This window comes from Lysobacter auxotrophicus (genome assembly GCF_027924565.1).
Classification (GTDB): Bacteria; Pseudomonadota; Gammaproteobacteria; order Xanthomonadales; family Xanthomonadaceae; genus Lysobacter_J; species Lysobacter_J auxotrophicus.
The window spans coordinates 3563844-3588144 of record NZ_AP027041.1 but is presented as its reverse complement, the minus strand read 5'-3'; the positions used below and the strand labels follow the sequence as shown (position 1 = coordinate 3588144).

Sequence of the window (24301 nt, the reverse complement as noted above, 5' to 3'; positions counted from 1 at the left end):
TCCCGTTCCCGCTCACTCGCTCCCCGCCATCGGCTAGGCTTTGCGCGACCTACCCGAAGGATCGCGACCATGGCGGAAAACCGTGTCGGCCAGCTGCGCTGGCGCGTGCAGGTGCGGCGCCATCCTTCGGCGTTCCTGCTGGCGGTGCAGCTGCTGAGCCTCATCCTGTATCCGCTGTTCGACGAAATGCGCAGCGGACGCGTGCTGTTCGGCGCGCTCGGCGTGATCGCGCTGATGCTCGCGGTGTGGGTGGTGAACCGCAGCCCGGCGAAGGTGTGGGTGGCCTGGCTGCTGGTCGGGCCGGCGCTCGCGTTGGCCGTGCTGTCGGTCGTGCTGGGCAACGACACGCTGCTGGTCGTGTCCTCCGCACTGGAAGCGCTGCTGTATCTGTATGCCGCGTCGAGCCTGATCGCCTACATGCTCGGCGACCACCGCGTGACCACCGACGAACTGTTCGCCGCCGGCGCGACCTTCACCCTGCTCGCGTGGGGCTTCGCCTATGCGTACTTCGTCTGCCAGGCGTGGTATCCGGGGAGTTTCACCGGCGCATTGCGACCGGGCGAGCCGCGCACCTGGCTGGAACTGCTGTTCCTGAGCTTCACCACGTTGTCGGCCACCGGCTTGGGCGACATCCTGCCGCTGTCCTCGCCCGCGCGCGTGCTGGTCATGCTCCAGCAGTTCGCCGGCGTCGCGTACATCGCGGTGGTGGTGTCGCGCCTGGTCGGCCTGACGATGCTCCGCGCGACGAAATAGCGCTCCCGGGGCCCCAGCGGCGCCCGCGGCATCGGCCTTAATACGACTGTGCTAAGAAGCACGCAGCGTTTTCCGCCGTCAGGGTGGCGCTGGACTCGCGAAGTGGTGGGGCGCCGGGGAAAAAGATTCGCGCCGGAAGGCGCGAATGCTGGAACGGTACGTTCTGTAATACGTCGGCGAGAGAGGGCCTGAAGCCACCCCCGTGTAAACGGGAGTAAGCCTGCGGACGTTAGAATGTTCGGGCGAGCATTGCTTTCCCCGTCGGGTCTGGCCTCTTTGCCGGGTTTGCCGAGTAGTTGTGTCCGAACCGTTTGGCACATGACGGCCGTTCAGCTTGCCGCTCACCATCCCTGATTCATGCAAAGACCCTCCGAACCCTCCACCTCGCCCCTGCCGTCCGAACGACTGCGCGTGGGCGAATGCGTGGTCGACGTGCCCCTGCGCGAGATCCGCGCACCGGGCAAGCGTCGCCCATTGCGCATCACGCCCAAATCCATGGGCGTGCTGCTGGTGCTGGTGGAGCAGGCCGGCCGCGTGGTCAGCCGCGATGCGCTGATGACCGAGGTCTGGCCGGACACGCTGCCGACCAACGACGTGGTGACCCAGGCGATCACCCAGCTGCGCAAGGCCTTCGACGACGAGCGCGGCAATCCGCGCTACATCGAGACGATCGCCAAGAACGGCTACCGCCTGCTCGCGCCGATCGAATGGGTGCATTCCGGCGGGCCGTCCGCGAGCGCGGAAGTGGTCGCCACCGACGAGCGCTGGTCCGATCCGACCCGTACGACCGCGAAATACCCCGCGATCGCCGGCGCCGACCCGACCGAGCCGCTGGCGCCGGTGCCGTTCCCGACGACGTCCTCGCCCCGCGGGACGTGGATGTCGATCGCGATGGTGATCGCCGCCGTCGCGCTGCTGGTCGCCGGCCTGCTCGCCTGGGCGCTGGTGCGCGCCCCGGAGGAATCCGAGGCGGCGCCCGTCGCGGTATCGGGCATGCAGGGCCTGCGCAGCGATCGACCGTATCGCCTGATCACCTCGGCGCCGGGCTTCGAACTCTCGCCGGCGCTGTCGCCCGACGCCGGGCTGGTGGCGTACGTCGCCATTCCCGAAGGCCAGCGCGGCACCGCCATCCTGGTGCAGACGACCGAACAGACGCAGCCGCGCCAGCTCACGCGACCGCCGGAGGGCTCCGACGACACCTCGCCGTCGTGGTCGCCCGATGGGCGCTGGATCGCGTTCATGCGGTTGTCCGAGGACAGCTGCAGCATCCGCCTGGTCACGCCGAACGCGCGCGCCGAGCATGAAGTGGGCGCCTGCGATCGCCGCAGCCCGCCGACGTTCGACTGGACCCCCGATAGCAACGGGCTGATCTTCGGCAGCATGAGCACCGGGGAAGGCGCCGTCGGCCTGCGCGTCCTGGACCTCGACAGCGGCCAGTGGCGCCCGATCGAATACCCGCACGATCCCGATGAGCTGGACACCGACCCGCGCTATTCGCCGGACGGGCGCTGGATCGTGTTCGTGCGCAACGCGCCGCTGGGCGATTTCTGGCGCATCCCGGCGCAGGGCGGCAACGCCGAGCGCCTGAGCCGCCTGCGCGCCGACCTGCGCGGCTGGGACTGGTCGCCGAGCGGCCGCGGGCTGCTGTTCAGCGCGATGGTCGACGGCGAGTACCGCCTGTTCAAGCTCGACACCAGCACCGGCGAGGCGCGCCCGGTCGGCGTAGAAGACGGCCAGGCGCCGGTGGCGGCACGTTCGCGCCGCGCGATCGCCTTCGTCCAGCGCCGGCCGTACTTCGGCCTGTACCGGGTGCAGCTCGCCAGCGGCGACGGCCCGGGCCGGGTGCACGTGGTCGAGCCGCTGTTCGCGTCGTCCTCCCGCGACCTGCTGCCGTCGATCGCGCCGGACGGCCGCCAGCTGGCGTTCGTCTCCGATCGCTCCGGCAGCAACGGGCTGTGGGTCGGCGACGTCACCCAGCCGGACACCCTGCGCATGATGGGCGGCGTCCGTCCGGGCACGCGCTACGCACCGGCCTGGTCGCCGGACTCGCGCCGGCTGCTGGCCACCGGCACCGATGCCCACGGCCGCGGGGTCGTCCAGGAACTGATGGCGGCCAGCGGGCAGGTCGCCACGCTGCCGGTTCCCGACGCCGACCCGCTGCAGGCCCAGTACTCGACCTCTGAGAACCGGCTGTTCGTGCTGGCCGCGAGCGAAGACGGCGCGCCGCAGCTGCGCCTGTACGACCGTTCGAGCCGGCCTTGGCGTTCGCTCGGCCGGATCGACGGCGTGTCGCACTTCGAGGTCGACGGCCCGCGCAACCGCATCCTGTTCACCCGCCTGACCGAGGCCGGGCTGTGGGAGGTGTCGCTCGACCTCACCACCGCGACGATCCGCCGCGTCAGCGCCAGCGAGCCCACCGCCGACCGCTATCGCATGTGGCGGGTCGCGCCCGACGGCGAGATCCGCTACCTGGAGCGCCTGCAGGATTGCGCCGCCAGCCTGCGCCGGATCGTGCCCGCCAATGCCGGTTCGCCGCGCTGCCTGGACCAGCTCCGACGCTCCGCGGTGAACGGATTCAGCCTCGGCGGGCCGCGCGGTGACGTCGCGTATCTGGCTCTCGTGGACTGGGACGGGGCCGACATCGGCTACATGGAGCTTCCGAAAGAAACTGCCGAGGTGGTACCCGGCTGGATCAAGTGATTGATCCATTTGGGAAAAGTGCTATCGGAAATCCTTCGGTTTTGCATTCGTTGCGATTTCGGATAAGTCTCCACCAACTTTCCTGAAGCGAAGTGGGTGTGTACGGCAAATCCATTGACCATTCTCGGCACATGAGGTGGACCAATGGAGCAAGTGCAATGGGCGGACCGCGGGCAGCTACTGCAGCTCGAGACCCCTGAGGGCGCGGTTCAGGGCGGTTGCATCGGCGTCTCGCGACTGGGCAGCGTCCAGGTTTCGGGGACGTTCTCTTTCTGGCTCCAGCTGCACGGCAGCTCCTGGGTCGAGGCGAAGGAAGGCAAGTTCCGGCTGCGTAGCGGCGACTGGATCGCCTTCGAGAAGGACTCCAAGCCGACCATCCAGGCCGACCGTTTCGGCGTCTGCGTCGGTCTCACGCTGACCGGCGACGCGCTGCGGGAGATGACCCGCTTCGCCGATCGCGGCCTGTATGCCGGCCGTGGCCAGATGACCCGCCACGACGCCCGCATCGGCCTGCGCCTGTGGCGCGAGGCGGCGGCCCGTCTTTCGGAGAACCCCGGCACGGCGTTCGACGCCTCGCTGCTGCGCCCAATCCTGCTGCACCTGGCCGGCGTCCAGCGCGACCTGGCCGCACGCATCCCGCGCTGCCCGGGCCGTTCGCGCAGCCGCAAGCGCCAGGTCTTCGGCCGCCTCCAGCGCGCCCGCCTGTACCTGGAAGGCAACTGCGACCGCGTCGTGCGCATCAGCGAACTGGCCGAGCTGACCAGCTTCTCCAGCTGGTACTTCTCCAAGACCTTCCACAGTCTCTACGAGGAAAGTCCGCAGGCGGCGTCGGCGCGGATGCGCCTGGAGCACGCGGCGGACCTGCTCACCAGCACCTCGATGATGATCGGCGAGGTCGCCGCGGCCAGCGGGTTCGACAACTGCTGCAGCTTCGCGCGCGCCTTCCGTGCCCGCTTCGGCGTGTCGGCGACGCGTTACCGCGCCGCCGCGAACCGCGGCGAGACGGGCAAGGCCCAGGCCGCCGCCCGCAAGTCGCTGGAACGCAAGTCGCTCGCCACGAACGGCTGACCGCATCGGCCGATCGCCTTCGATGGACGCAAAGCAAACGGCCGGCGAGCGATCGCCGGCCGTTTTCGTTGGCGCGCCAATCTGAGAACGGCGTCGCGGCTTGACCGGTTGCGCATTTTCAATGTGCGTCAACCACCGACGCGAACGTGAAGGGCGTGTCCTCGCGGGCAGATTTCGCAAAGTCTCTCAACGCTAGCCGCAAAGCAGTGGACCTCCCCAGAACTTAAGTTTGGTGGGCGTTTAACACGCCCATAACAGATATCTGGAGAGAGATAGATGAACCAACGGAATTTGCGCACCGCGTTGCGCGTCGGCATGTTGCCGGCCGGTATCGCGATCGCACTGACGCCGGCGTTTGCCAGCGCTCAGGAGCAGAACGCGACCACCCTTGACCGCATCGAAGTCACCGGTTCGCGCATTCGCCAGGCCAGCATCGAGACCGCGAACCCGGTCATCATGATGACCCGCGATCAGATCCAGAAGCAGGGTTTCACCAGCGTCGGCGACATCCTGCAGAACATCACGACCACCGGTTCGCCGGCGATCAGCCGCGCCAACGCGCTCTCCTCGGGCGAGGAAGTCGGCGGCCAGTACGTCGACCTGCGCAACCTGGGTCCGCAGCGCACGCTCGTCCTGCTGGACGGCAAGCGTCTGGGCATCAGCTCCAATGGTTACTCCGACCTGGCTTCGATCCCGACCGGCGTGGTCGAGCGCATCGAAATCCTGACCGACGGCGCTTCGGCGATCTACGGTTCGGACGCCATCGCGGGCGTGATCAACATCATCACCCGCAAGAACTTCGACGGCCTGGAAGCTTCGGGCTACGTCGGCCAGTACAGCCAGGGCGACGGTGAAGTCCAGCAGTACAACTTCCTGCTCGGCTCCACCAGCGATCGCAGCTCGATCACGCTGGGCGTGGAGTACTCGAAGGAAGAGCCGGTCTACGCACGCGACCGCGGCTTCTCGCGCTACCCGTCGGGCCCGTTCCATCCGTTCCCGAACGATGACGAAGGCGCCAACGGCTGGAGCGGCAACACCGACAAGGGCCGCATCATCACCTCGACCGGCCAGTGGGTGCTGAACCCGGGCGCCGACCCGAGCAACACCGCCAACTACCATCCGTACGGCGAAGGCGAGAACTTCGACCTGGTCAACCCGAACGCGCAGATGTTCCTGCGTACGGGCATCGAGCGTCGTTCGGTGTTCGCCAACGGCAGCTTCGACTTCACCGACAACGTTCGCCTGAACGTCGACGGCCTGTACACGCACCGCGACACGCTGCAGCAGATCGCCGGCTATCCGTTCGGCTCGACCAGCAGCAACGACGGCGTCCGCAACATCTGGACGGCCGACAACGTGTACAACCCGTTCGGTGAGGATGCGCAGTTCATCCGCCGTACCTCGGAAGTGCCGCGTCAGACCCGTAACGAGCTGACCACCTACCGCTTCAGCAGCACGCTGGAAGGCGCGTTCGACATCGGCGACAAGCCGTGGAACTGGGACGCCGGCTACGTCTACAACCAGAACAAGGGTGTGCAGACCGGTACCGGTAACCTGTTCATCCCGAACGCACGCAACGCGCTGGGCGCCAGCTTCATCGACGCCGATGGCGTGGCCCGCTGCGGCACCGCCGGTGCGGTGATCGACGGCTGCGTGCCGTGGAATCCGGCGCTTGGCTTCGGCCAGGTGGGCCCGGGCGGCCTGACGGGCAACCAGGCGCTGGCGGACTACCTGTTCCTGCCGACGCACGACACGTCCGAAACCACCACGCACATCTACAGCCTGAACCTCAGCGGCACCGTGGCCAGCCTGCCGGCCGGCGACCTGAACATGGCCGTGGGTTACGAGCACCGCAAGGAAGACGCGCGCTTCGAGCCGGACGCGCTGAAGCAGTCGGGCCTGAGCACCGACCTCGCGGGCGGCGTCACCTCCGGCGGCTACTCGCTGGACGAGGTCTACCTCGAGTTCAACGTGCCGATCCTCGCCGACATGCCCTTCGCGAAGGAACTGTCGATCGACGTGGCCGGCCGCTACTCGGACTACGACACCTTCGGTGACACGGTCAACGGCAAGTTCGGCCTCAAGTGGCGTCCGATCGACGACCTGCTGGTCCGCGGCACCTACGCGACGGGCTTCCGCGCCCCGACCCTGGGCGACCTGTACGGCGGCAGCTCGCAGACGTTCGCGTTCTACACCGACCCGTGCGACACCAGCTTCGGCGCCGCTGCCGGCAACCCGGACGTGGCCGCCCGCTGCCAGGCCGCTGGCGTTCCGGCGGACTTCCGCCAGATCGCTTCGGGTGGCACCGTCGCCGCCGGTCCGAACCAGCAGGCCGACTGGCCGTTCCTGGTGACCTCCAACCCCGACCTGCAGCCGGAAACCTCGAAGTCGACCACGTTCGGCTTCGTGTACAGCCCGAGCTCCGTGGAAGGCCTGGACGTCAGCCTGGACTGGTGGAAGATCAAGATCGAGGACGTCATCGCCGCCGAGACGATGACCGCCATCCTCAACCGCTGCTACGTGCTGAACATCGCCTCCTCGTGCGGCAGCTTCACGCGTGACCTGACCGGCAACATCGGTACGGCCGCGGGCGAGATCTACGACGCGACGGTGACGCTGGTCAACGGCGGCTACCAGGAAACGGCCGGTTACGACCTCAACGTCCGCTACCGCCTGCCGGAAACCTCGATCGGCCAGTTCGCGATCGACTGGAAGACCTCGTACATCGACTACTGGGAATACAAGCGCGACAACGAGGCCGTCACCCCGGTCGAGCAGAAGAACGGCTGGTCGGTCGACGGCAGCGCGTACTTCCGTACCCGCTCCAACGTCAGCCTCGACTGGAGCCTGGGCGACTTCGGCGCGACCTGGAGCACGCGTTACTACTCGGGTCTGAAGGAAGCGTGCGCGTACGAGAACGAGTGCTCCGATCCGGAGTTCACCTCGCCGTACACGCTGCAGCAGCCGACGAACTCGACGGGTGCGAACACCTTCCACGACGTGCAGTTCCGTTACAGCACCCCGTGGAACGCCACCGTCTCGGTCGGCGCGAACAACGTGTTCGACCACCAGGGTACGTACCTGTACACCAGCCCGAACTCGGACTTCGGCATGTACGGCGGCTTCGACATCGGCCGCTTCTACTACCTGAAGTACGCCCAGCGCTTCTGATCGGCTGAAGCAACACGCAACACGCAGTACCACTACGGCCCCGAAAGGGGCCGTAGTTTTTTGCGGCGCGTGGCACCGCATGCGCAATGCAGGCCTGACCGGAAAGGCCCGGCGGCTCCTCCCATCGCCGCGTTCCCGGCTGCGCGCGGCGACTTTGCGGAATCGGGCGCCGCCGACGTTACGATGGGCGCATTCCCGTCGCCGGATCCGCAATGAAACTGCAGGTGCCCTTCATCCAGTTGCCGCTTGCCTTCGACGCCGCCGCGCTGGCCGCCGAGATCGACGCGTTGGGCGAGGGGCCCTGGAAGCCGCATCCGCAGGGGTTCGCCGGCAATTCGATGCTGCCGCTGGTGGCCGTGGAAGGCAACGCGGACAACGAGGCCTTCGCCGGCCCGATGCGCCCGACGCCCGAGCTGCTGCGCTGCCCGTACCTCACGCAGGTGTTCGCCAGCCTGGGCGCGACGGTGGGCCGGAGCCGGCTGATGCGCCTGTCGGGCCACGCCGAAGTCACGCGCCACGCCGACCAGGGCTACTACTGGACCGAGCGCGTGCGCGTGCACATTCCCGTCGTCACGCAACCGACGGTGCAGTTCGAGTGCGACAAGGCGGTGATCAACATGGCCGCCGGCGAATGCTGGATCTTCGACACCTGGCGCCAGCACCGCGTGCTCAACGATGCCGTGCAATCGCGCGTGCACCTGGTGGTGGATACCGTCGGCGGCGGGCGGTTCTGGGACCTGGTCAATCGCGGGCGCCCGCACGATGCGCCGCGCGCCGGCTGGCAGAGCGTGCACATCGCGCCCCAGGCGGGCGACATCGCCGCCTTCCCGTGCGAGACCGTCAACGTGCCGACCGTCATGACGCCGTGGGAGCTCAACGATCACCTCGGATTGCTGTTCGCCGACGCGGTGCCGCATCCGAACCTGTCGCAGGTGCGGCAGATCGCCATGCGTTTCGCGCGCACGTGGCAGGGACTGTGGTTCGAACTGGGCGACCGGCCGGAAGGTCGGGCGCGCTACAGCGCCGCGCTGCAACGCTTCATCGAGGACGTCCGCGGTCCCGCGCAGCCGCTCGTACTCAGGAACGACCTGCGCTGGTTCAACGCGCTGATGACCATCGTGTGCAAGTTCGCGGTCGGCACCGACGACGCCGCGTTCGCCACCGCCGCGCAGCGCCGCGCAACGGGCGACAACGCATGAAGCTCGCAATGCCGCCCAACGCGATCCCACGCGGCAGCCTGTACCTGACGTTCGCCTTCCTGGCATACGGCACGCTCGTCGTGCGGAACGGGCTCGTGGCCGGCCCGTGGGCATCCGGGACCGCGCTCGGCATCGGGTTTTCCCTCTGCATCGCCGGCACGCTGCTCACGATGTTCATCGCCGCGCGGCGGGCGTACCGCGCGGGACGTCTTCTCTGGATGCTCGCGACACTTCTGGTGTGGCCGCTGGCGTACATCTACGCGCTGTACGTCGACCGCGGGCGCTGAAACGAAACAGGCCGCCTGGAGGCGGCCTGTTTCATCGCGATGCGGAGCCGATCAGAACTTCGGCTTGTCTTCTTCCGACGTCGCGTTGTAGCGGGCGATGGCGTCGTTGAGGATCGCCTTGGCTTCGGCGGCGCCGCCCCAGCCTTCGATCTTCACCCACTTTCCCTTCTCCAGGTCCTTGTAGTGCTCGAAGAAGTGGCCGATGCGCTCGAGCCAGTGCTTGGACACCTGCTCGATGTCGGTGATGTGCGAGTAGCCGCCGAAGATCTTCGGCACCGGCACGGCGATGAGCTTCTCGTCCGAACCGGCCTCGTCGCTCATCTTGAGCACGCCGACCGGCACGGCGCGGATCACCGAACCCGGCACCAGCGGCAGCGGCAGGATCACCAGCACGTCGGCCGGGTCGCCGTCGCCGCACAGCGTGTGCGGGACGTAGCCGTAGTTGCACGGATAGCGCATCGGCGTGGACAGGATGCGGTCGACGAAGATCGCGCCCGAAGCCTTGTCGACCTCGTACTTGACCGGCTCGGCGTCCTTGGGGATTTCGATGATGACGTTGATCTCATCCGGCGGGTTCTTGCCGGTGGGGACGAGGTCCAGGCCCATGCGTTGCTCCGACTGCTGAAGGCCGCGCCGGGACGGCGGGGCGGGGGATTGGGATAGCGGGCCGGTATTTTACGTGTCTGGCTGCTGCGGCGCAGCAGTGGCGTTGGGCGCGGCGGTCGACATTCACGCCGGGCGGAACGAAGCCCCTCTCCCGCGTTCGGGAGAGGGGCTGGGGTGAGGGCGAGGGTGGTCGACTTCGACCAGGCGCCGGGCCGCCTCCCTCACCCCGGCCCCCTCCCGCACGCGGGAGAAGGGGAAGTTCGCCTTACAGCAACGGCACCAGCAGCAGCGCCACGATGTTGATGATCTTGATCAGCGGATTGATCGCCGGGCCCGCGGTGTCCTTGTACGGATCGCCGACGGTGTCGCCGGTCACCGCCGCCTTGTGCGCGTCGGACCCCTTGCCGCCGAAGTTGCCGTCCTCGATGTACTTCTTCGCGTTGTCCCACGCGCCGCCGCCGGTGGTCATCGAGATCGCGACGAACAGGCCGGTCACGATGGTGCCGATGAGCAGGCCGCCGAGCGCGGTCGGGCCGAGCAGCAGGCCGACGATGATCGGCACGATCACCGGCAACAGCGAGGGCACGATCATTTCCTTGATGGCCGAGCGCGTGAGCATGTCGACCGCCTTGTCGTACTCCGGCTTGCCCGTGCCTTCCATGATCCCGGGGATCTGGCGGAACTGGCGGCGCACTTCCTCGACCACCGCGCCCGCGGCGCGGCCGACCGCTTCCATCGCCATCGCGCCGAACAGGTACGGGATCAGGCCGCCGATCAGCAGGCCGATGATCACGTAGTGGTCGGACAGGTCGAACGCGAAGCTGCGGCCGGGATTGGCCGCCGACAGGTTGTGCGTGTAGTCGGCGAACAGCACCAGCGCGGCGAGCGCCGCCGAACCGATCGCGTAGCCCTTGGTCACCGCCTTCGTGGTGTTGCCGACGGCGTCGAGCGGGTCGGTGACGTTGCGCACTTCCGGCGGCAGTTCCGCCATTTCGGCGATGCCGCCGGCGTTGTCGGTGATCGGGCCGTACGCATCGAGCGCGACGATCATGCCCGCCATCGACAGCATGGCCGTGGCGGCGATGGCGATGCCGTACAGACCGCCGAGATGGAACGCCAGCCAGATCGCCAGGCACACCGCGATGACCGGCAGCGCGGTCGACTTCATCGACACGCCCAGGCCCGCGATGATGTTGGTGCCGTGGCCCGTGGTGGAGGCGGCCGCGACGTGGCGCACCGGCTTGTACTGCGTACCGGTGTAGTACTCGGTGATCCACACGATCGCGCCGGTGAGCGCCAGCCCGATCAGCGCGCAACCGTAGAGGTTCATCGCGCCGTGCGAGTTGTCGCCCATCAGCTGCGTGGTGATCGGATAGAACGCGATGGCCGCGAGCACCGCCGACACGATCACGCCCTTGTACAGCGCGCCCATGATCGAGCCGCCAGCTTTAACCTTGACGAAGAACGCGCCGATGATCGAGGCGATGATCGACACGCCGCCCAGCACCAGCGGATACAGCACCGCGTTGCGGCCGGCTTCGGCGAGCATCAGGCCGCCGAGCAGCATCGTCGCGATCACCGTCACCGCGTAGGTTTCGAACAGGTCCGCCGCCATGCCCGCGCAGTCGCCGACGTTGTCGCCGACGTTGTCGGCGATGACCGCCGGGTTGCGCGGATCGTCTTCGGGAATGCCCGCTTCGACCTTGCCGACCAGATCGGCGCCGACGTCCGCACCCTTGGTGAAGATGCCGCCGCCCAGGCGCGCGAAGATCGAGATCAGCGAGGAACCGAACGCCAGGCCCACCAGTGCGTGCAGGGCGTGTTCGGTGGTGTAGCCCATGCGTTGCAGCACGAGGTAATACCCCGCGACACCCAGCAGGCCGAGGCCGACGACGAGCATGCCGGTGATCGCGCCGCCGCGGAACGCGACGTCCATCGCCTTGCCCATGCCGCTGCGCGCGGCTTCGGCGGTGCGTACGTTCGCGCGCACCGACACGTTCATGCCGATGTAGCCCGCCGCGCCGGAGAGCACCGCGCCGAGCAGGAAGCCCACCGCCGTCGCCCAGCCGAGGAAGAAACCGATGAGGATGAAGAGCACGACGCCTGCGATGGCGATGGTCGTGTATTGCCGGTTGAGGTAGGCGCGCGCGCCTTCCTGGATCGCGCCGGCGATCTGCTGCATTCGTTCGTTGCCGGCAGGTTGTGCGCCGATCCAGCGCGCGGAGATGATCCCGTAGAGGATCGCGATGACGGCGCAGACCAGCGCCAGAACCAGACCGTACTGCTCCAGCATGAATCCCTCCCCAAAGAAGTGGAAACACCAGGAAACCGAGTACTGCTTTTTCGGATTTGTGAGCTGCGCGGGTCGTGGGCCACCGCGACAACGTCCCGACTATCGCACAGGGCCCCGGCTGGGCGCACGCTGTAGACGCAGCATTCAGCGCAACCGTGCCAGCCTGCGCTCCCCGTCACGGAAAGAGCTTCCCGCCGCCATGCGAGTGTCGCCGCTCCTTCTCCTGCTTTTCACGCTGCCGGTGATCGCGGCCCATGCCGGGCCCGATTCGAAGGCCGGTCCGGCGTCCGATCCCAAGGCCGAAATCGCGCGCGGCCCCGTCCAGCCGCAGGCACCCAATGCCGTGCACACGCTGCGCCAGATTCCCGAAGCGTGTGCGCGACTGGAAGGCATGTTCACCGGACAGGCCGACGACCCGTACACGTTCACCGTCGTGCGGATCTCGCCGCAGTGCCAGCCGCGTGCGCGTTTCGTCGACGCGGCGAAGGCGAAGCCGGCGCAGAACGGATGGCTGCTCAACGACGTGATCCGCGTGCCGAACGCCGCGTGCCCGTCGCAGCAGGCCGTCGTGCACGTGTGGCGCAAGCCGGTCGACAAGACCGCCAAGCTCGACGGCCAGGGCCAGCAGCGCATCTATCTGGAAGAGCAATCGCAGAAGGCGAAGGCCGGGCAGCTGGACGCCATCCCAATGTTCGCCGCGCAGATGACGGTGGAGGGCGCGGGCTGCACGCGCTGAGCCGCGAGGCGTGGTGAAACGAAAAGGGGCCCATGCGGGCCCCTTTCCTTTTCGCTCCAGGCGATCGGTTACTTCGCCAGCTTGAGCTTGTCCGACATCGACAGGAACGTCGCTTCGTCAGACGGGGACAGGTTCGGCCGACCAGCGACGATGCCCATGCCCAGCGAGCCGAGCACGTAGTAGGTCTCGCCGGCTTCGACCTCCATCGTCAGCACATCCTTCGTCTCGCCGTGCACGTTGTACTCGTGCTTGCCCGGCTCGACGTTGGCGACGAAATACTTGCCGCTACGCAGCTTGCCCAGCTCGGTATCGCCTTCGCGCACCTTGAAGCCGATGGCGCCCCCGACGAACTTGGATTCGCGGAAGAAGACGATCTGCGCCTTGTCCGCAGGTGCCGCATTGATGAGCGTGTTGGTGGAGGCGGCGGAAGCGCTCGCCGCAGCCGAGGTTGCCGAGGCGGCGTCGCCCTCGTTCGCGATGGCGAAGGCCGGAGCCAGCAGCAGCGAGAGAACAGCGGTGCGGGACAGCATGGAACGCATTGAATCTACTCCTTGATGGTGGACGCGTCGTGCGCGACTGTCGTGCGTGGGGTTTCCTGTGCCGGTGCGGCCGCTTGCGCGGGCGTCGGCGGCGTGGGTACGGCACGCGCGGGATCCAGGTCCTGCGCGAGCTTTGCGAATGCATGCGTGCCGGCGGGGATCTCGATTTCCCGGCCGTGCATGAACATCGCGAATGGGCCGGCCACGAACGAGGTGGCCAGTGCGGCACCTGTCTTGTCCTGGCCGCGCGCGGCGAGCTTCATCGCGCGCAAGGCCAGTGGGCCGTCGGGCAGTTCGAGGAAACGTGCGGCAAGCAGCAACTCGCCCGGCTTTCCTCCGCCGCGCGAGGTCTGGGCATGAACCACCTCGCCGATGCCTGGCGTTCCGGCCGGAAGGATCACCGTGCCATCGAGCGACAGCGCGGTGGCCAGTCGTAACTTGAAGCGGTCACCGATCTTGTGGCGATCGGAGCTGACGAACTCGGCGAGCTCCAGCTCGATCTGCTGCCCCGCGCATAACGCCTGGCAGGTCGGCGGCGTGGCCGTTGCCACCTGCGGGGGTGCATGGTCGGTATCTACCGGCGTCGTCGGTTCGTGCGTCTGCGCGAAAGCGCTGCCGGCGGCCATCGCGGCCACCAGCGTCAGTTGCCATCTCATCCTTGTCCCCTGTTCCGAAGTACCGCGCAGGGGAAGCTAACTGAACGGCGCTATTCCGCCAAGGGCGGCAGCTTCTTCTCGACAAGCGTCTGCTTCAGCGTCACGTACTTGGGCAGTCCATCGCGCCCGTACGGCGGTGGGGCTTCGCCTCGGATCAACGGTTCCAGGTAGCGCCGCGCCGCGGGCGTGATGCCGTAGCCGTCCTCGCGGATGAACTCCGGCGGCATCATTTTTTCGTGGTTGGCGATGTTCGACAGCGGTGCGGCTTCGATCTTCCAGCGATACGGGACATCGGACGTACGCACGATCACCGGCATCACCGAGTTCATGCCCTTGAGCGCGAACTCGACCGCCTTGCGGCCCACCGCCTGCGCCTGCGCGAGGTCGGTCTTCGACGCGAGATGGCGCGCCGAGCGCTGCAGGTAATCGGGCAGCGCCCAATGCACCTTGTAGCCCAGCGCGTCCTTCACTCGCCCGGCGAGGAACGACGCCACGCCGCCGAGCTGCGTATGCCCGAACGAATCCTTGCCGCCGCCGGCATCGGCGACGAACTTGCCGTCCGCGGTCTGGATGCCTTCGCTCGCGACGACGACGCAGTAGCCGACGCGCTCGACGGTGGCCTTCACCTTGGCGAAGAAATCGGCTTCGTCGAAGGGGCGCTCGGGGAAGAGGATCAGGTGCGGCGCGGCGTCCTCGCCTTGCCCGGCGAGGCCGGCGGCGGCGGCGATCCAGCCGGCGTGGCGACCCATCGCCTCGTAGACGAACACCTTCGTCGAGGTATCGGCCATCGCGGCCACGTCCAGCGCGCATTCGCGCACCGACACCGCGGTGAACTTGGCGACCGAACCGAAGCCCGGGCAGCAGTCGGTCACGGCCAGGTCGTTGTCGACCGTCTTCGGCACGCCGACGCAGGTCAGCGGATAGTCGTACTGCGCCGCAAGCTGCGAGACCTTCAGCGCGGTATCGGCCGAATCGTTGCCGCCGTTGTAGAGGAACCAGCGCACGTCGTGGGCGCGGAAGACCTCCAGCAGGCGCTCGTAGCGGGCGCGGTCCTGGTCGAGCGATTTCAGCTTCACGCGGCACGAGCCGAACGCGCCGCCGGGCGTGTGCGCGAGCGCGCCGATCACGCCCGCGGGCTCCTTCGAGGTGTCGATCAGTTCTTCCCGGAGCACGCCGAGGATGCCGTTGCGGCCGGCGAGCACGCGCACCTTGTGCGCGCGGGCGGTCTGAATCACGGCCGATGCGGTGGCATTGATGACGGCGGTGACACCGCCCGACTGCGCGTAAAGCAGGGTTCCGGAGGGCATGTGCGGTTCCAGTCCGTGAGCGGATCGGGTGAGGGGGGCAGGGCAGGATGCGGTAAAGTGACCGCGAATTTGCCCGCCGGGGCAGGCTGCTGCGAGTGTAGCGCCGGTCGGCGGGCGGCGAACCGGACCCCATCCGGCATGCGTCGGGCCCCAGCGGCCGCCCCATTTTTCCGTTCTAGGAGTGATGTTGATGCGATTGGTACTTCTGGGCGCGCCCGGCTCCGGCAAGGGCACGCAGGCCGCGCGACTCAAGGACCATCTGCAGGTCCCGCACATTTCCACCGGCGACCTGCTTCGCGCCGAAGTGGCCGCGGGCAGCAAGCTGGGGCTGGAGGCGAAGGAAATCATGGCGTCAGGCAACCTCGTCAGCGACGAGATCCTGCTGGGCATGCTGGAAGACCGTTTCTCGCGCGACGACACGAAGGGCGGCTTCATCCTCGACGGCTACCCGCGCAACCTCGCGCAGGCCGCCGCGCTGGACCAGCTGCTGCAGCGCATCGGCCAGCCGATGGATTACGCGGTGCAGCTCGAGGTCCCGACCGACATGCTCGTCGAGCGCATCGCCGGCCGCGCCAAGGCCGAAGGCCGCGCGGACGACAGCCCGGAATCGGTGCGCACGCGTCTGCAGATCTACAACGACCAGACCGCCCCGGTGGTGGACTTCTACCGCCAGCACGGCCAGCTGACCGTGGTGAACGGCGTGGGACCGCTGGACGACGTGTTCACGCGCATCGTCGAAGCGTTGTCGCCGGCTAAAGAGGTGGGGTGAAGCAGGCCGCTTGCGCGGCATTGCCGCGCGGCGTGCTGAACGCCCGGCCACGGAGGGTCCGGCAGGGCGCCCCGAAGCCGATCGCGTCCCGCCATGGATGGCCGCAGCCCTCCGTCTGAGGCACATTGCGCTTCGTGCAGCGATCGTTGAAGGATTCGCAATCTTGAAGATCCATATCCTGGGAATCGCCGGCACGTTCATGGGCGGCGTCGCCGCACTCGCGCGCGAACTCGGCCACGAGGTGGAAGGCAGCGACCACGCGGTGTATCCGCCGATGTCCACGCAGCTGGAACACCTCGGCATCGCGCTGAAGCAGGGCTACACGCCCGAACACATCAGCGCCGACTGCGAACAGATCGTCGTGGGCAATGCGCTGTCGCGCGGCAATGCGGCGGTGGAGCAGGTGCTCGACGACGGCTGGCGCTACACCTCCGGTGCGCAGTGGCTCAGCGAGAACCTGCTGCCGGGCCGCGACACGCTCGCCGTCGCCGGCACGCACGGCAAGACCACCACGACCACGATCCTCACCTACCTGCTGCAGGCGGCCGGGCGCGAACCGGGCTTCCTGATCGGTGGCGTCGCCGAGGATTTCGGCGTCTCCGCGCGCGTGGGGCAGGGCCGCGAGTTCGTGGTCGAAGCCGACGAATACGACACCGCGTTCTTCGACAAGCGAAGCAAGTTCGTCCATTACCGCCCGCTGGTCGCGATCCTCAACAACCTGGAATACGACCACGCCGACATCTTCCCGGACGTGGCCGCGATCCAGCGCCAGTTCCACCACCTGGTGCGCACCGTGCCGCGCCGTGGCCGTTTGATCGTCAACGGCGAAGACGCGCACCTCGCGCAGGTGCTGGCAATGGGTTGCTGGACGCCGGTCGAAACGTTCGGCCTGGACGCGAGCCAGATTCCCGCCGACGGCGAGGGCAGCCACGGCGACCGCGCCGACGATCGCACCGCCGCACGTGCAGCCTTCGATTGGACCGCGCGCCTGATCGAACCCGACGGCAGCCGTTTCGCCGTCGTGCATCGCGGCGCCGAACTGGGCGAGGTGACCTGGCCCCTGCTCGGCCGCCACAACGTGATGAACGCGCTGGCCGCGCTCGCCGCGGCGAATGCGGTCGGCGTCGACGTCGCCGGCGTGCTCGGATCGCTCGCGGAATTCCGCAGCGTAAAGCGCCGCCTGGAGGTCATCGGCGAGGCGCAGGGCATCACCATCTACGACGACTTCGCGCATCACCCGACCGCGATCGCCACCACGCTCGCGGGCCTGCGCGCGAAAGTCGGCGACGCGCGGATCGTCGTCGCGATGGAACCGCGCAGCAATTCGATGCGGCTGGGTGCGCATTCCGACGCACTCGCGCCGTCGCTCGACCTCGCCGACACGGTGGTGTTCCTGCATCGACCGGAACTCGCGTGGGACGCCGGCAAGGTCGTCTCGGCGCTGCGCAACGAGGGCGTCGCCGTGCCGGACGCCGACGCGCTGATCGCGGCGTTGCGCGAACGCGCGCGCGCTGGCGACCACGTCGTGTTCATGTCCAACGGCGGCTTCGACGGCGCGCCGCGCCGGTTCCTCGCCGCGCTTCGGGATGCGGCCGCGCGCTGACGCGCGACGCGCGGCCTTCGCATCGTCGGCACCCGTCCGGCACTAGACTGCCCGCGATGTCCGACGACGCCACGCTGCAACCGCTGGGGCTGTTTCCGCTGCATACCGTGCTGCTGCCCGGCGCGGCGCTCGGGCTGCGCGTGTTCGAGCCGCGCTATCTCGACCTGGTCCGCGAATGCAGCCGCAACGGCCGCGGCTTCGGCGTCTGCCTGATCATCAACGGCGAGGAAACCGGCGAGCCAGCGAGCGCGGCCGCGTACGGCACCGAGGCGGTGATCGAGGATTTCGGCCGCGGCGACGACGGCCTGCTCACGCTGCAGGTGCGTGGCACGCGCCGTTTCCATGCGCGGCGCGTGCGTGTGCGCGACAACGGCCTGCAGGTGGCCGAGGTGAGCTGGTGCGATCCCGATCCGGACGATCCGCTGCGGCCCGAACACGGGTTGCTGGGCACGCTGCTGGAGCAGATCGTGGAGAAGATCGGCGGCGAGCACGCCAAGGCGCCGCACTCGCGCTTCGACGATGCCGCGTGGGTCGGCTGGCGGCTGGCCGAACTGTTACCGCTGGAGAACGCGCAGCGCCAGGCGCTGCTGCAGACCGACGACCCGCACGCGCGGCTGGATCGCCTGCTCGCGCTACTTCCCTGACGCGCCGGCCTCCGGCAACGCGGTGCGCACGCGCAGCACCGGCGTGCCGCCGTGCGGATGCGGGCCTTCGGCGACGTCCAGATCCCCGAGCGCCTCGCGCACCATCGCGTGAGCGCGCCCGTCGTCGCTGACCGGCAACCACAGCGTGGCCACCGCCAGCGGCTTGTTCAGGCGCAGCGTCTGGCTCGTGCCGATCCACAGCGGCGTGCCGTCGTCCAGCCGGACCGGCGCGCGCCACAGGCGCAGCACGAATTCCTCGTCCTCGCTGGCACCCGGATGCACCATCAGCAGCGTTTCGGCCTGCGCATCCAGCGTGGCCGGGAGCACGGGCTGGGCGCTGGCTTCGGCGTCGTCGTCGAGCAGGCCCAGTGTCGCGATCCAGTCGGCCTGCGGCTGCACGTGCCAGCCGTGCGCTTCGAGCCGCTGTTGGAGCGGGGCCAGCGGTCCGGCGACCTGCAGGTCCAGCGGCCAGCGGCGACGCTGGTCGCGCTCGTTGCGCTGGGCGGGGAGTTCGCTCCAGCCGTTGCGCCACCAGTCCTCGGCATTCATCACCGACGTCGGCGTCGCCGCGGCGAAGCGCGCCAGCAGCGTGTCGGCCGTGCGCGGCGCGTGCCACAGCGCGGCGATGGCGAAGGTGCCGTAGAACAGCCATGCCAGCGGACGCATCCAGAACGAGCGCTGCACGTGCCGGCGATACGCGATGCCCAGCGCCAGCAGCCACAGCACGCCGAACAGCGTGCCGCCGACCAGGTCGCTGGGCCAGTGCGCGCCCAGGTACAGGCGGGCGAAGGCGACGATGGTGGTGATGACGCCGGCGAGCAGGTACGGCCACACGCGCGTGCGGCCGGGCAGTTCGCGCGCGATCAGCACCGCGAAGAAGCCGAACACGATGGTGGACATCGTCACGGCGACCGACGGGAAGCCGAAGCCCGCCGGCGCGGTCGGCGGACGCGGCATGTCGATCGCCGCTTCCAGCAGCGACGTGAACACCAGGCCGAACACGATCGCCGCCGCGAAATGCGCTGCGGCCATCCAGCGCTTGCGCCATAGCAGGTAGGCGAGCGCAACGAGCACCGCCGGGCCCAGCACGGAGGCGTCGCCGATGCACGCCAGCGCCGCCATCAGGCGATCGGCGAGCGGGTTGCGCAGGCTCCACATGAAATCGTGGATCGTGTGGTCCAGCGCGAGCGGCCCGCCACTGGCCAGCAGCGATGCGACGAGCGTGAACCACGCCCAGCTGATCGCCAGCAGGCACACGGCGAGCATCAGCAGCGACGGGGATTCGGGCCGGTTCGGGTCGATCAGCGCCGCCGCATACGGCCCCAGACGCGGGTGCTGGCGCGTCCAGCGCAGGGCGCGCGCGAGCAGCGTGTCGGCGTGATCGGCGAACCATCGCCACGTGTAGAGCACGACGGCCCACACCAGCGCGATGGCGACCACCAGCGCGCCGAGCACCAGCGCGAGGCGGTCCGCGACGGCGGCGACGGCGTCGTACGAGCGGCCCAGCACCCACCCCGGCGCGAGGAACAGCGCGGACCACGCGATGCAGGCGACCAGGCTCGGCAGGGCGTAGCGGCGCAGCGGCATATGCAGCATGCCGGCGATGGCCGGCACGAACGGGCGCACCGCGCCGACGAAGCGCGCGATGAAAATGCTCTTCACGCCATGGCGCCGGAACATCGCCTCGCCGCGGTCGAGCCACTGCGGGTAGCGCGAGAACGGCCATCGCGAACGCAGCTGTGGCCCCCATCGGTGGCCGACCCAGTAACTGAGCGCGTCGCCGATGAAGGCGCCGAGCGTCGCGCACACCAGGGCATAGGGCCCGCTGATGTGTCCCAGGCCGACCAGCGCGCCGACCGCGAACAGCAGCGGCAACGCCGGCACGACGATACCCAGCAGGACCACGGCATCGCAGAACGCGATGAGGAAGATGGCGGCGCCGGCGGCGACGGGGTGTTCCGCGATCCATGCGGTCGCGCTTTCGATCCAGGCCGGTTCCATCGGGCGATTATAGGCAGCGCGTCCATGACGGCGCGATGGCGTCGGTCATGGTGACCATCGGCGCGGCGCCCGATGTTCCCGTGCCGCCGGCAAATCACGATTCCGTACACTGGCGCGATGCCGCCATCCTCCGAAGCCGCCATCGAAGTCCAGGCGCTGAAAGCCGACAGCTTCGGCCGCATCGCACTGATGCGCGACGGGCGCGGCCTGTTCGTGCGCCGCGACCTGCGCCACGTGCCGCTGTGGCTGCGAATGCCGGCGTGGTGGCTCGCGCGACGCGAGGCGCTCGCGCTCCAGCAGGTCGATGGTCTCCCGGACATGCCGCAGCTGCTGCGCTGGGACGGGCGACGCCTCGACCGCAGCTACATGGCAGGCGCGGCGATGTACCAGCGCCCGCCGCACGGGGATCTGGCCTATTTCCGACGTGCACGGCGGCTGCTGCAGCAGCTGCATCGCCGGGGGCTCGCGCACAACGACCTGGCGAAGGAAGCCAACTGGCTCGTGCTCGAGGACGGCCGGCCCGGGATCATCGACTTCCAGCTCGCCACGCGCGGCAGCCCGCGTTCGCGGTGGATGCGATTGCTCGCGCGCGAGGACCTTCGCCACCTGCTCAAGCACAAGCGCACCTACTGCCCGCAGGCGCTGACGCCGGTGGAGCGTCGCGTGCTCAAGCGGCACTCGTGGCTGCGCGAGGCCTGGTTCGCCACGGGAAAACCGGTCTACCGCTTCGTAACGCGGCGATTGCTGAAATGGGAAGACAACGAAGGCCAGGGGCCCAAGCCCTGACGGTGGCCGGCCATAATCGCCGCCACTGGCGCGCCGCGACGGCGCGCCCCCTGTAGGAGACGCGCCATGCGCACCCTGTCCGGAAAGACGCTCTTCATCACCGGCGCCTCGCGCGGCATCGGCCGCGCCATCGCGCTGCGCGCCGCGCGCGACGGCGCCAACGTCGCGATCGTCGCCAAGTCGGCGGTGCCCAATCCCAAGCTGCCCGGCACGATCCACACCGTGGCGGAGGAAGTGATCGCCGCCGGCGGCAAGGCGCTGGCGATCAGGTGCGACATCCGCGAGGAAGACGAGGTGCGCTCGGCGGTGGCGGCGACGGTCGACGCGTTCGGCGGCATCGACATCCTGGTCAACAACGCCAGCGCGATCTGGCTGCGCGGCACGCTCGACACGCCGATGAAGCGCTACGACCTGATGCAGGAGGTCAACGCGCGCGGCACGTTCCTGTGTTCGCAGGCCTGCCTTCCGCACCTGCTGAAGGCCGCCGATCCGCACATCCTGTCGCTCGCGCCGCCGCTGAACCTCGACCCGAAGTGGTGGGCACCGCACACCGCCTACACGCTGGCGAAGATGGGCATGAGCTTCGTGACGCTCGGGCTGGCGGCCGAATTCGGTCCGCAGGGCGTCGCCGTCAATGCGCTGTGGCCGCGCACGGTCATCGCGACCGACGCCATCAACATGATTCCCGGCGTGCGCCCGGAGCTGTGCCGCACGCCGGAGATCGTCGCCGACGCGGCGCACATCGTGCTCTCGCGGCCGTCGGACGATTATTTCGGCCACTTCCTGATCGACGATGACGTGCTGTTCGCCGCCGGCATCACCGATTTCAGCGGCTACGCGGTCGATCCGCACGCGCACCACCTGTTGCCGGACCTGTTCCTTACCGAATCGCAGCTAGCGCGCCAGCCGCGCTGAGGTTCAACCGGTCGACGACGGCAACGCCGTGCCGCAATGACGGCAGAAGTGCGCGGCCGGGTCGTGGCCTTCCAGCCCGCAGGACGTGCACCCGCGGCGGTCGAGATGGCCGGTATCGCCGCTGGCCTCGCGCAGGCTGGTGGCGAGTTCCGCCGTGTAGATGCCGGTGGGCACGGCGATGATGCTGTAGCCGATCAGGATCAGCAGCGAGGTGATGAAACGCCCGAGCGTGGTCTGCGGCGCGATGTCGCCGAAGCCCACGGTCGCCATCGTCACCACCGCCCAGTACATGCTGGTGGGGATGCTCGCGAAACCGTGCTCGGGGCCTTCGACCACGTACATCAGCGCGCCGAAGATCACGGTGATGGTGAGCACCGCGCACACGAACACGAAGATCTTGCGCCGGCTGCGCCACAACGCGCCGACCAGCACGCCGCCTTCCTCGACGTAGTGCGTGAGCTTGAGGATGCGGAACAGCCGCAGCATGCGCAGGATCCGCAGCGCGAGAAGGCTCTGGCTTCCGGGCAGCAGCACGGACAGGTACGTCGGCAGGATCGAGGCGAGATCGACCAGTCCCCACAGGCTGATCGCATAACGCCACGGATGGCGCAGCACCGCCAGGCGCAGCACGTACTCGGCCGTGAACAGCAGCGTGAAACCCCACTCCAGCCCGTGCAGCACGTCGGCGTGGCGCGCGTGGATGCGCGCGACGCTGTCGAGCATGATCACGACGACGCTGACCAGGATCGCCGCGATCAGCACCAGGTCGAAGTTGCGCGAGCGCCGCGTGTCGTGCCGGAACACGATGTCGAACCAGCGGCGGCGCCAGCCGGTCTCGGTCGCCGGCTGGAGCTGCGGATCCATCAGCAGGGGCATGGACGTCCTCCTGCGCCCGATTGTGCGAAGGCGCTCGTGCAGGCCGCGCCAACCCCGCGAGGACGGTCCGGATCGGCGACAATGTCGTATTCCGCCCTCATTCGATCGCCATGACCGCCTCGTCGTCCGACCTGTTCTCGCTGTCCGAACGCTATTACCTGCCGGTCTACCGGCCGCGCCGGATCGTGCTCGACCATGGGCGCGGCGCACGCGTGTGGGATCGCGACGGTCGCGAATACGTCGACTTCGGTGCAGGCATCGCTGTGAACGCGCTCGGCCATGCGCATCCGCCGCTCGTCGCCGCGCTCACCGAACAGGCCGGCAAGCTCTGGCACACCAGCAACGTGTTCGTCAGCGAGCCGCCGCTGCGCCTGGCGGAGGAGCTCGTCACCGCCTCGCGTTTCGCGCAGCGGGTGTTCTTCTGCAATTCCGGCGCCGAAGCCAACGAAGCGGCGATCAAGCTCGCGCGCAAGTGGTCTGCATCCCAGGGGCGCGCGCCGGCGCAGCGGGGCATCCTTACCTTCCGCGGCAGCTTCCACGGGCGCACGCTCGCGGCCGTCACTGCCGGTGCGCAGCCAAAGTACCACGAGGGTTTCGAGCCGCTGCCGCCGGGCTTCGTCTACAGCGATTTCAACGACCTCGCCGCAGCCGAAGCCGCGATGGCCTCCGGCAACGTCTGCGCCGTGCTGGTCGAGCCGGTGCAGGGCGAGGGCGGCGTGACGCCGGCAACGGCGGAGTTCCTGCTGGGCCTGCGCGCGCTGTGCGATCGCTTCGGCGCATTGCTGATGCTCGATGAAATCCAGTGCGGCATGGGACGCACGGGGCATCTGTTCGCGTGCCACGCGTACGGCGTGACGCCCGACGTGGTGACGCTCGCGAAGGCACTGGGCAGCGGTTTCCCGATCGGCGCGATGCTGGTGGGCGAGAAAGCCGCCGAAACCATGCAGTTCGGCGCGCATGGCACGACCTTCGGCGGCAACCCGCTCGCCGCGGCCGTCGCGCGTGCGGCGCTGGCGGAATTGTCGTCGCCGCAACTGCTCGCGAACGTCACGCGCCAGTCGCTCGCCATCCGCGATGCGCTTGCGCAGATCGATGCGGAACTGGGCCTGTTTTCCGAAATCCGCGGCGCCGGCCTGATGCTCGGCGCGCAGCTGCGCGAGGCGCATGCCGGCAAGGCGGGCGCGATCCTCGACATCGCCTGCGATCACGGCCTGCTGCTGCTGCAGGCCGGACCGGACGTGTTGCGCTTCGTGCCGGCGTTGAACATCGACGACGCGGACATCGCCGACGGCCTGCAGCGCCTGCGCGTGGCGCTGCGTGCGTTCGTTGCGAACGCGGGCTGATCGGGACGTCGGCGCCTCAAGCAAAAATCCCCGCTTTCGCGGGGATTTT

General features: G+C 68.5%; 20 protein-coding genes. 13 read left to right on the top strand and 7 right to left on the bottom strand.

Annotated elements, in window-relative coordinates; genetic code table 11:
- Positions 1-69: 69 nt before the first annotated feature.
- The 6 genes from LA521A_RS16260 (at position 70) to LA521A_RS16235 (ending at position 9178) form a co-directional block, all read left to right on the top strand.
- Positions 70-753 (top strand): potassium channel family protein, encoded by a 684-nt coding sequence (locus LA521A_RS16260; protein ID WP_281779885.1) that lies wholly within the window; start codon positions 70-72, stop codon positions 751-753.
- Between the two features lie 357 nt (positions 754-1110).
- A complete protein-coding gene (locus LA521A_RS16255) occupies positions 1111-3453 on the top strand; it encodes a winged helix-turn-helix domain-containing protein (protein WP_281779884.1) in 2343 nt (780 codons plus the stop codon).
- 144 nt (positions 3454-3597) lie between these two features.
- Positions 3598-4521, top strand: coding sequence for a helix-turn-helix domain-containing protein (locus LA521A_RS16250; protein WP_281779883.1), 924 nt, complete (start codon positions 3598-3600; stop codon positions 4519-4521).
- 276 nt (positions 4522-4797) lie between these two features.
- On the top strand, positions 4798-7692 hold the full coding sequence (locus LA521A_RS16245) for a TonB-dependent receptor plug domain-containing protein (protein ID WP_281779882.1): 2895 nt from the start codon (positions 4798-4800) through the stop codon (positions 7690-7692).
- A 212-nt stretch (positions 7693-7904) separates the two neighbouring features.
- Positions 7905-8891 (top strand): aspartyl/asparaginyl beta-hydroxylase domain-containing protein, encoded by a 987-nt coding sequence (locus tag LA521A_RS16240; protein WP_281779881.1) that lies wholly within the window; start codon positions 7905-7907, stop codon positions 8889-8891.
- The gene (locus LA521A_RS16235) at positions 8888-9178 is read left to right on the top strand and encodes a hypothetical protein (RefSeq protein WP_281779880.1); all 291 of its coding nucleotides are present in this window, start codon (positions 8888-8890) and stop codon (positions 9176-9178) included. The genes LA521A_RS16240 and LA521A_RS16235 overlap by 4 nt, the downstream gene beginning before the upstream one ends.
- Positions 9179-9229: 51 nt before the next feature.
- Here LA521A_RS16235 and ppa read toward each other — a convergent pair whose 3' ends face one another.
- Together ppa and LA521A_RS16225 are read right to left on the bottom strand one after the other, a co-directional pair.
- On the bottom strand, positions 9230-9784 hold the full coding sequence (gene ppa, locus LA521A_RS16230; protein WP_281779879.1) for an inorganic diphosphatase: 555 nt from the start codon (positions 9782-9784) through the stop codon (positions 9230-9232).
- Positions 9785-10049: 265 nt separating this feature from the next.
- Positions 10050-12077 (bottom strand): sodium-translocating pyrophosphatase, encoded by a 2028-nt coding sequence (locus tag LA521A_RS16225; protein ID WP_281779878.1) that lies wholly within the window; start codon positions 12075-12077, stop codon positions 10050-10052.
- A 199-nt stretch (positions 12078-12276) separates the two neighbouring features.
- Between LA521A_RS16225 and LA521A_RS16220 the strand changes: the two genes are divergently transcribed.
- Positions 12277-12813: a hypothetical protein gene (locus LA521A_RS16220; RefSeq protein ID WP_425494535.1), complete on the top strand. Its 537-nt coding sequence runs from the start codon at positions 12277-12279 to the stop codon at positions 12811-12813.
- Positions 12814-12881: 68 nt separating this feature from the next.
- Here the strand turns inward: LA521A_RS16220 and LA521A_RS16215 are convergent, their stop codons facing one another.
- From LA521A_RS16215 to LA521A_RS16205, 3 genes are all read right to left on the bottom strand, one after another.
- Complete coding sequence (locus LA521A_RS16215; protein ID WP_281779877.1) at positions 12882-13352, bottom strand: DUF2846 domain-containing protein; 471 nt, start codon at positions 13350-13352, stop codon at positions 12882-12884.
- Between the two features lie 5 nt (positions 13353-13357).
- Complete coding sequence (locus LA521A_RS16210) at positions 13358-13978, bottom strand: hypothetical protein (protein WP_281779876.1); 621 nt, start codon at positions 13976-13978, stop codon at positions 13358-13360.
- A gap of 80 nt (positions 13979-14058) precedes the next feature.
- Positions 14059-15315, bottom strand: a complete 1257-nt coding sequence (locus LA521A_RS16205) for a 6-phosphofructokinase (RefSeq protein WP_281779875.1) — start codon at positions 15313-15315, stop codon at positions 14059-14061.
- 190 nt (positions 15316-15505) lie between these two features.
- Between LA521A_RS16205 and LA521A_RS16200 the strand changes: the two genes are divergently transcribed.
- The 3 genes from LA521A_RS16200 (at position 15506) to LA521A_RS16190 (ending at position 18331) form a co-directional block, all read left to right on the top strand.
- Positions 15506-16084 carry an adenylate kinase gene (locus LA521A_RS16200; RefSeq protein WP_281779874.1) on the top strand — a complete coding sequence of 193 codons (579 nt, stop codon included), beginning with the start codon at positions 15506-15508 and terminating at the stop codon, positions 16082-16084.
- A gap of 97 nt (positions 16085-16181) precedes the next feature.
- On the top strand, positions 16182-17687 hold the full coding sequence (locus LA521A_RS16195; protein ID WP_425494534.1) for a Mur ligase family protein: 1506 nt from the start codon (positions 16182-16184) through the stop codon (positions 17685-17687).
- A gap of 56 nt (positions 17688-17743) precedes the next feature.
- Positions 17744-18331: an LON peptidase substrate-binding domain-containing protein gene (locus LA521A_RS16190; protein WP_281779873.1), complete on the top strand. Its 588-nt coding sequence runs from the start codon at positions 17744-17746 to the stop codon at positions 18329-18331.
- On the opposite strand, the gene LA521A_RS16185 is transcribed toward LA521A_RS16190, so the two are convergent.
- On the bottom strand, positions 18320-20332 hold the full coding sequence (locus LA521A_RS16185) for a bifunctional DedA family/phosphatase PAP2 family protein (RefSeq protein WP_281779872.1): 2013 nt from the start codon (positions 20330-20332) through the stop codon (positions 18320-18322). The genes LA521A_RS16190 and LA521A_RS16185 overlap by 12 nt on opposite strands.
- Before the next feature lie 117 nt (positions 20333-20449).
- On the opposite strand from LA521A_RS16185, the gene LA521A_RS16180 reads away from it, so the two are divergent.
- Positions 20450-21118 (top strand): protein kinase family protein, encoded by a 669-nt coding sequence (locus LA521A_RS16180; RefSeq protein ID WP_281779871.1) that lies wholly within the window; start codon positions 20450-20452, stop codon positions 21116-21118.
- A 66-nt stretch (positions 21119-21184) separates the two neighbouring features.
- A complete protein-coding gene (locus LA521A_RS16175; protein WP_281779870.1) occupies positions 21185-22033 on the top strand; it encodes an SDR family oxidoreductase in 849 nt (282 codons plus the stop codon).
- Between the two features lie 3 nt (positions 22034-22036).
- On the opposite strand, the gene LA521A_RS16170 is transcribed toward LA521A_RS16175, so the two are convergent.
- Positions 22037-22909 (bottom strand): ion transporter, encoded by an 873-nt coding sequence (locus tag LA521A_RS16170; RefSeq protein WP_281779869.1) that lies wholly within the window; start codon positions 22907-22909, stop codon positions 22037-22039.
- Between the two features lie 110 nt (positions 22910-23019).
- Here LA521A_RS16170 and LA521A_RS16165 point away from each other — a divergent pair, with 110 nt between their 5' ends.
- Positions 23020-24252 carry an acetylornithine/succinyldiaminopimelate transaminase gene (locus LA521A_RS16165; RefSeq protein ID WP_281779868.1) on the top strand — a complete coding sequence of 411 codons (1233 nt, stop codon included), beginning with the start codon at positions 23020-23022 and terminating at the stop codon, positions 24250-24252.
- Positions 24253-24301: the final 49 nt, after the last annotated feature.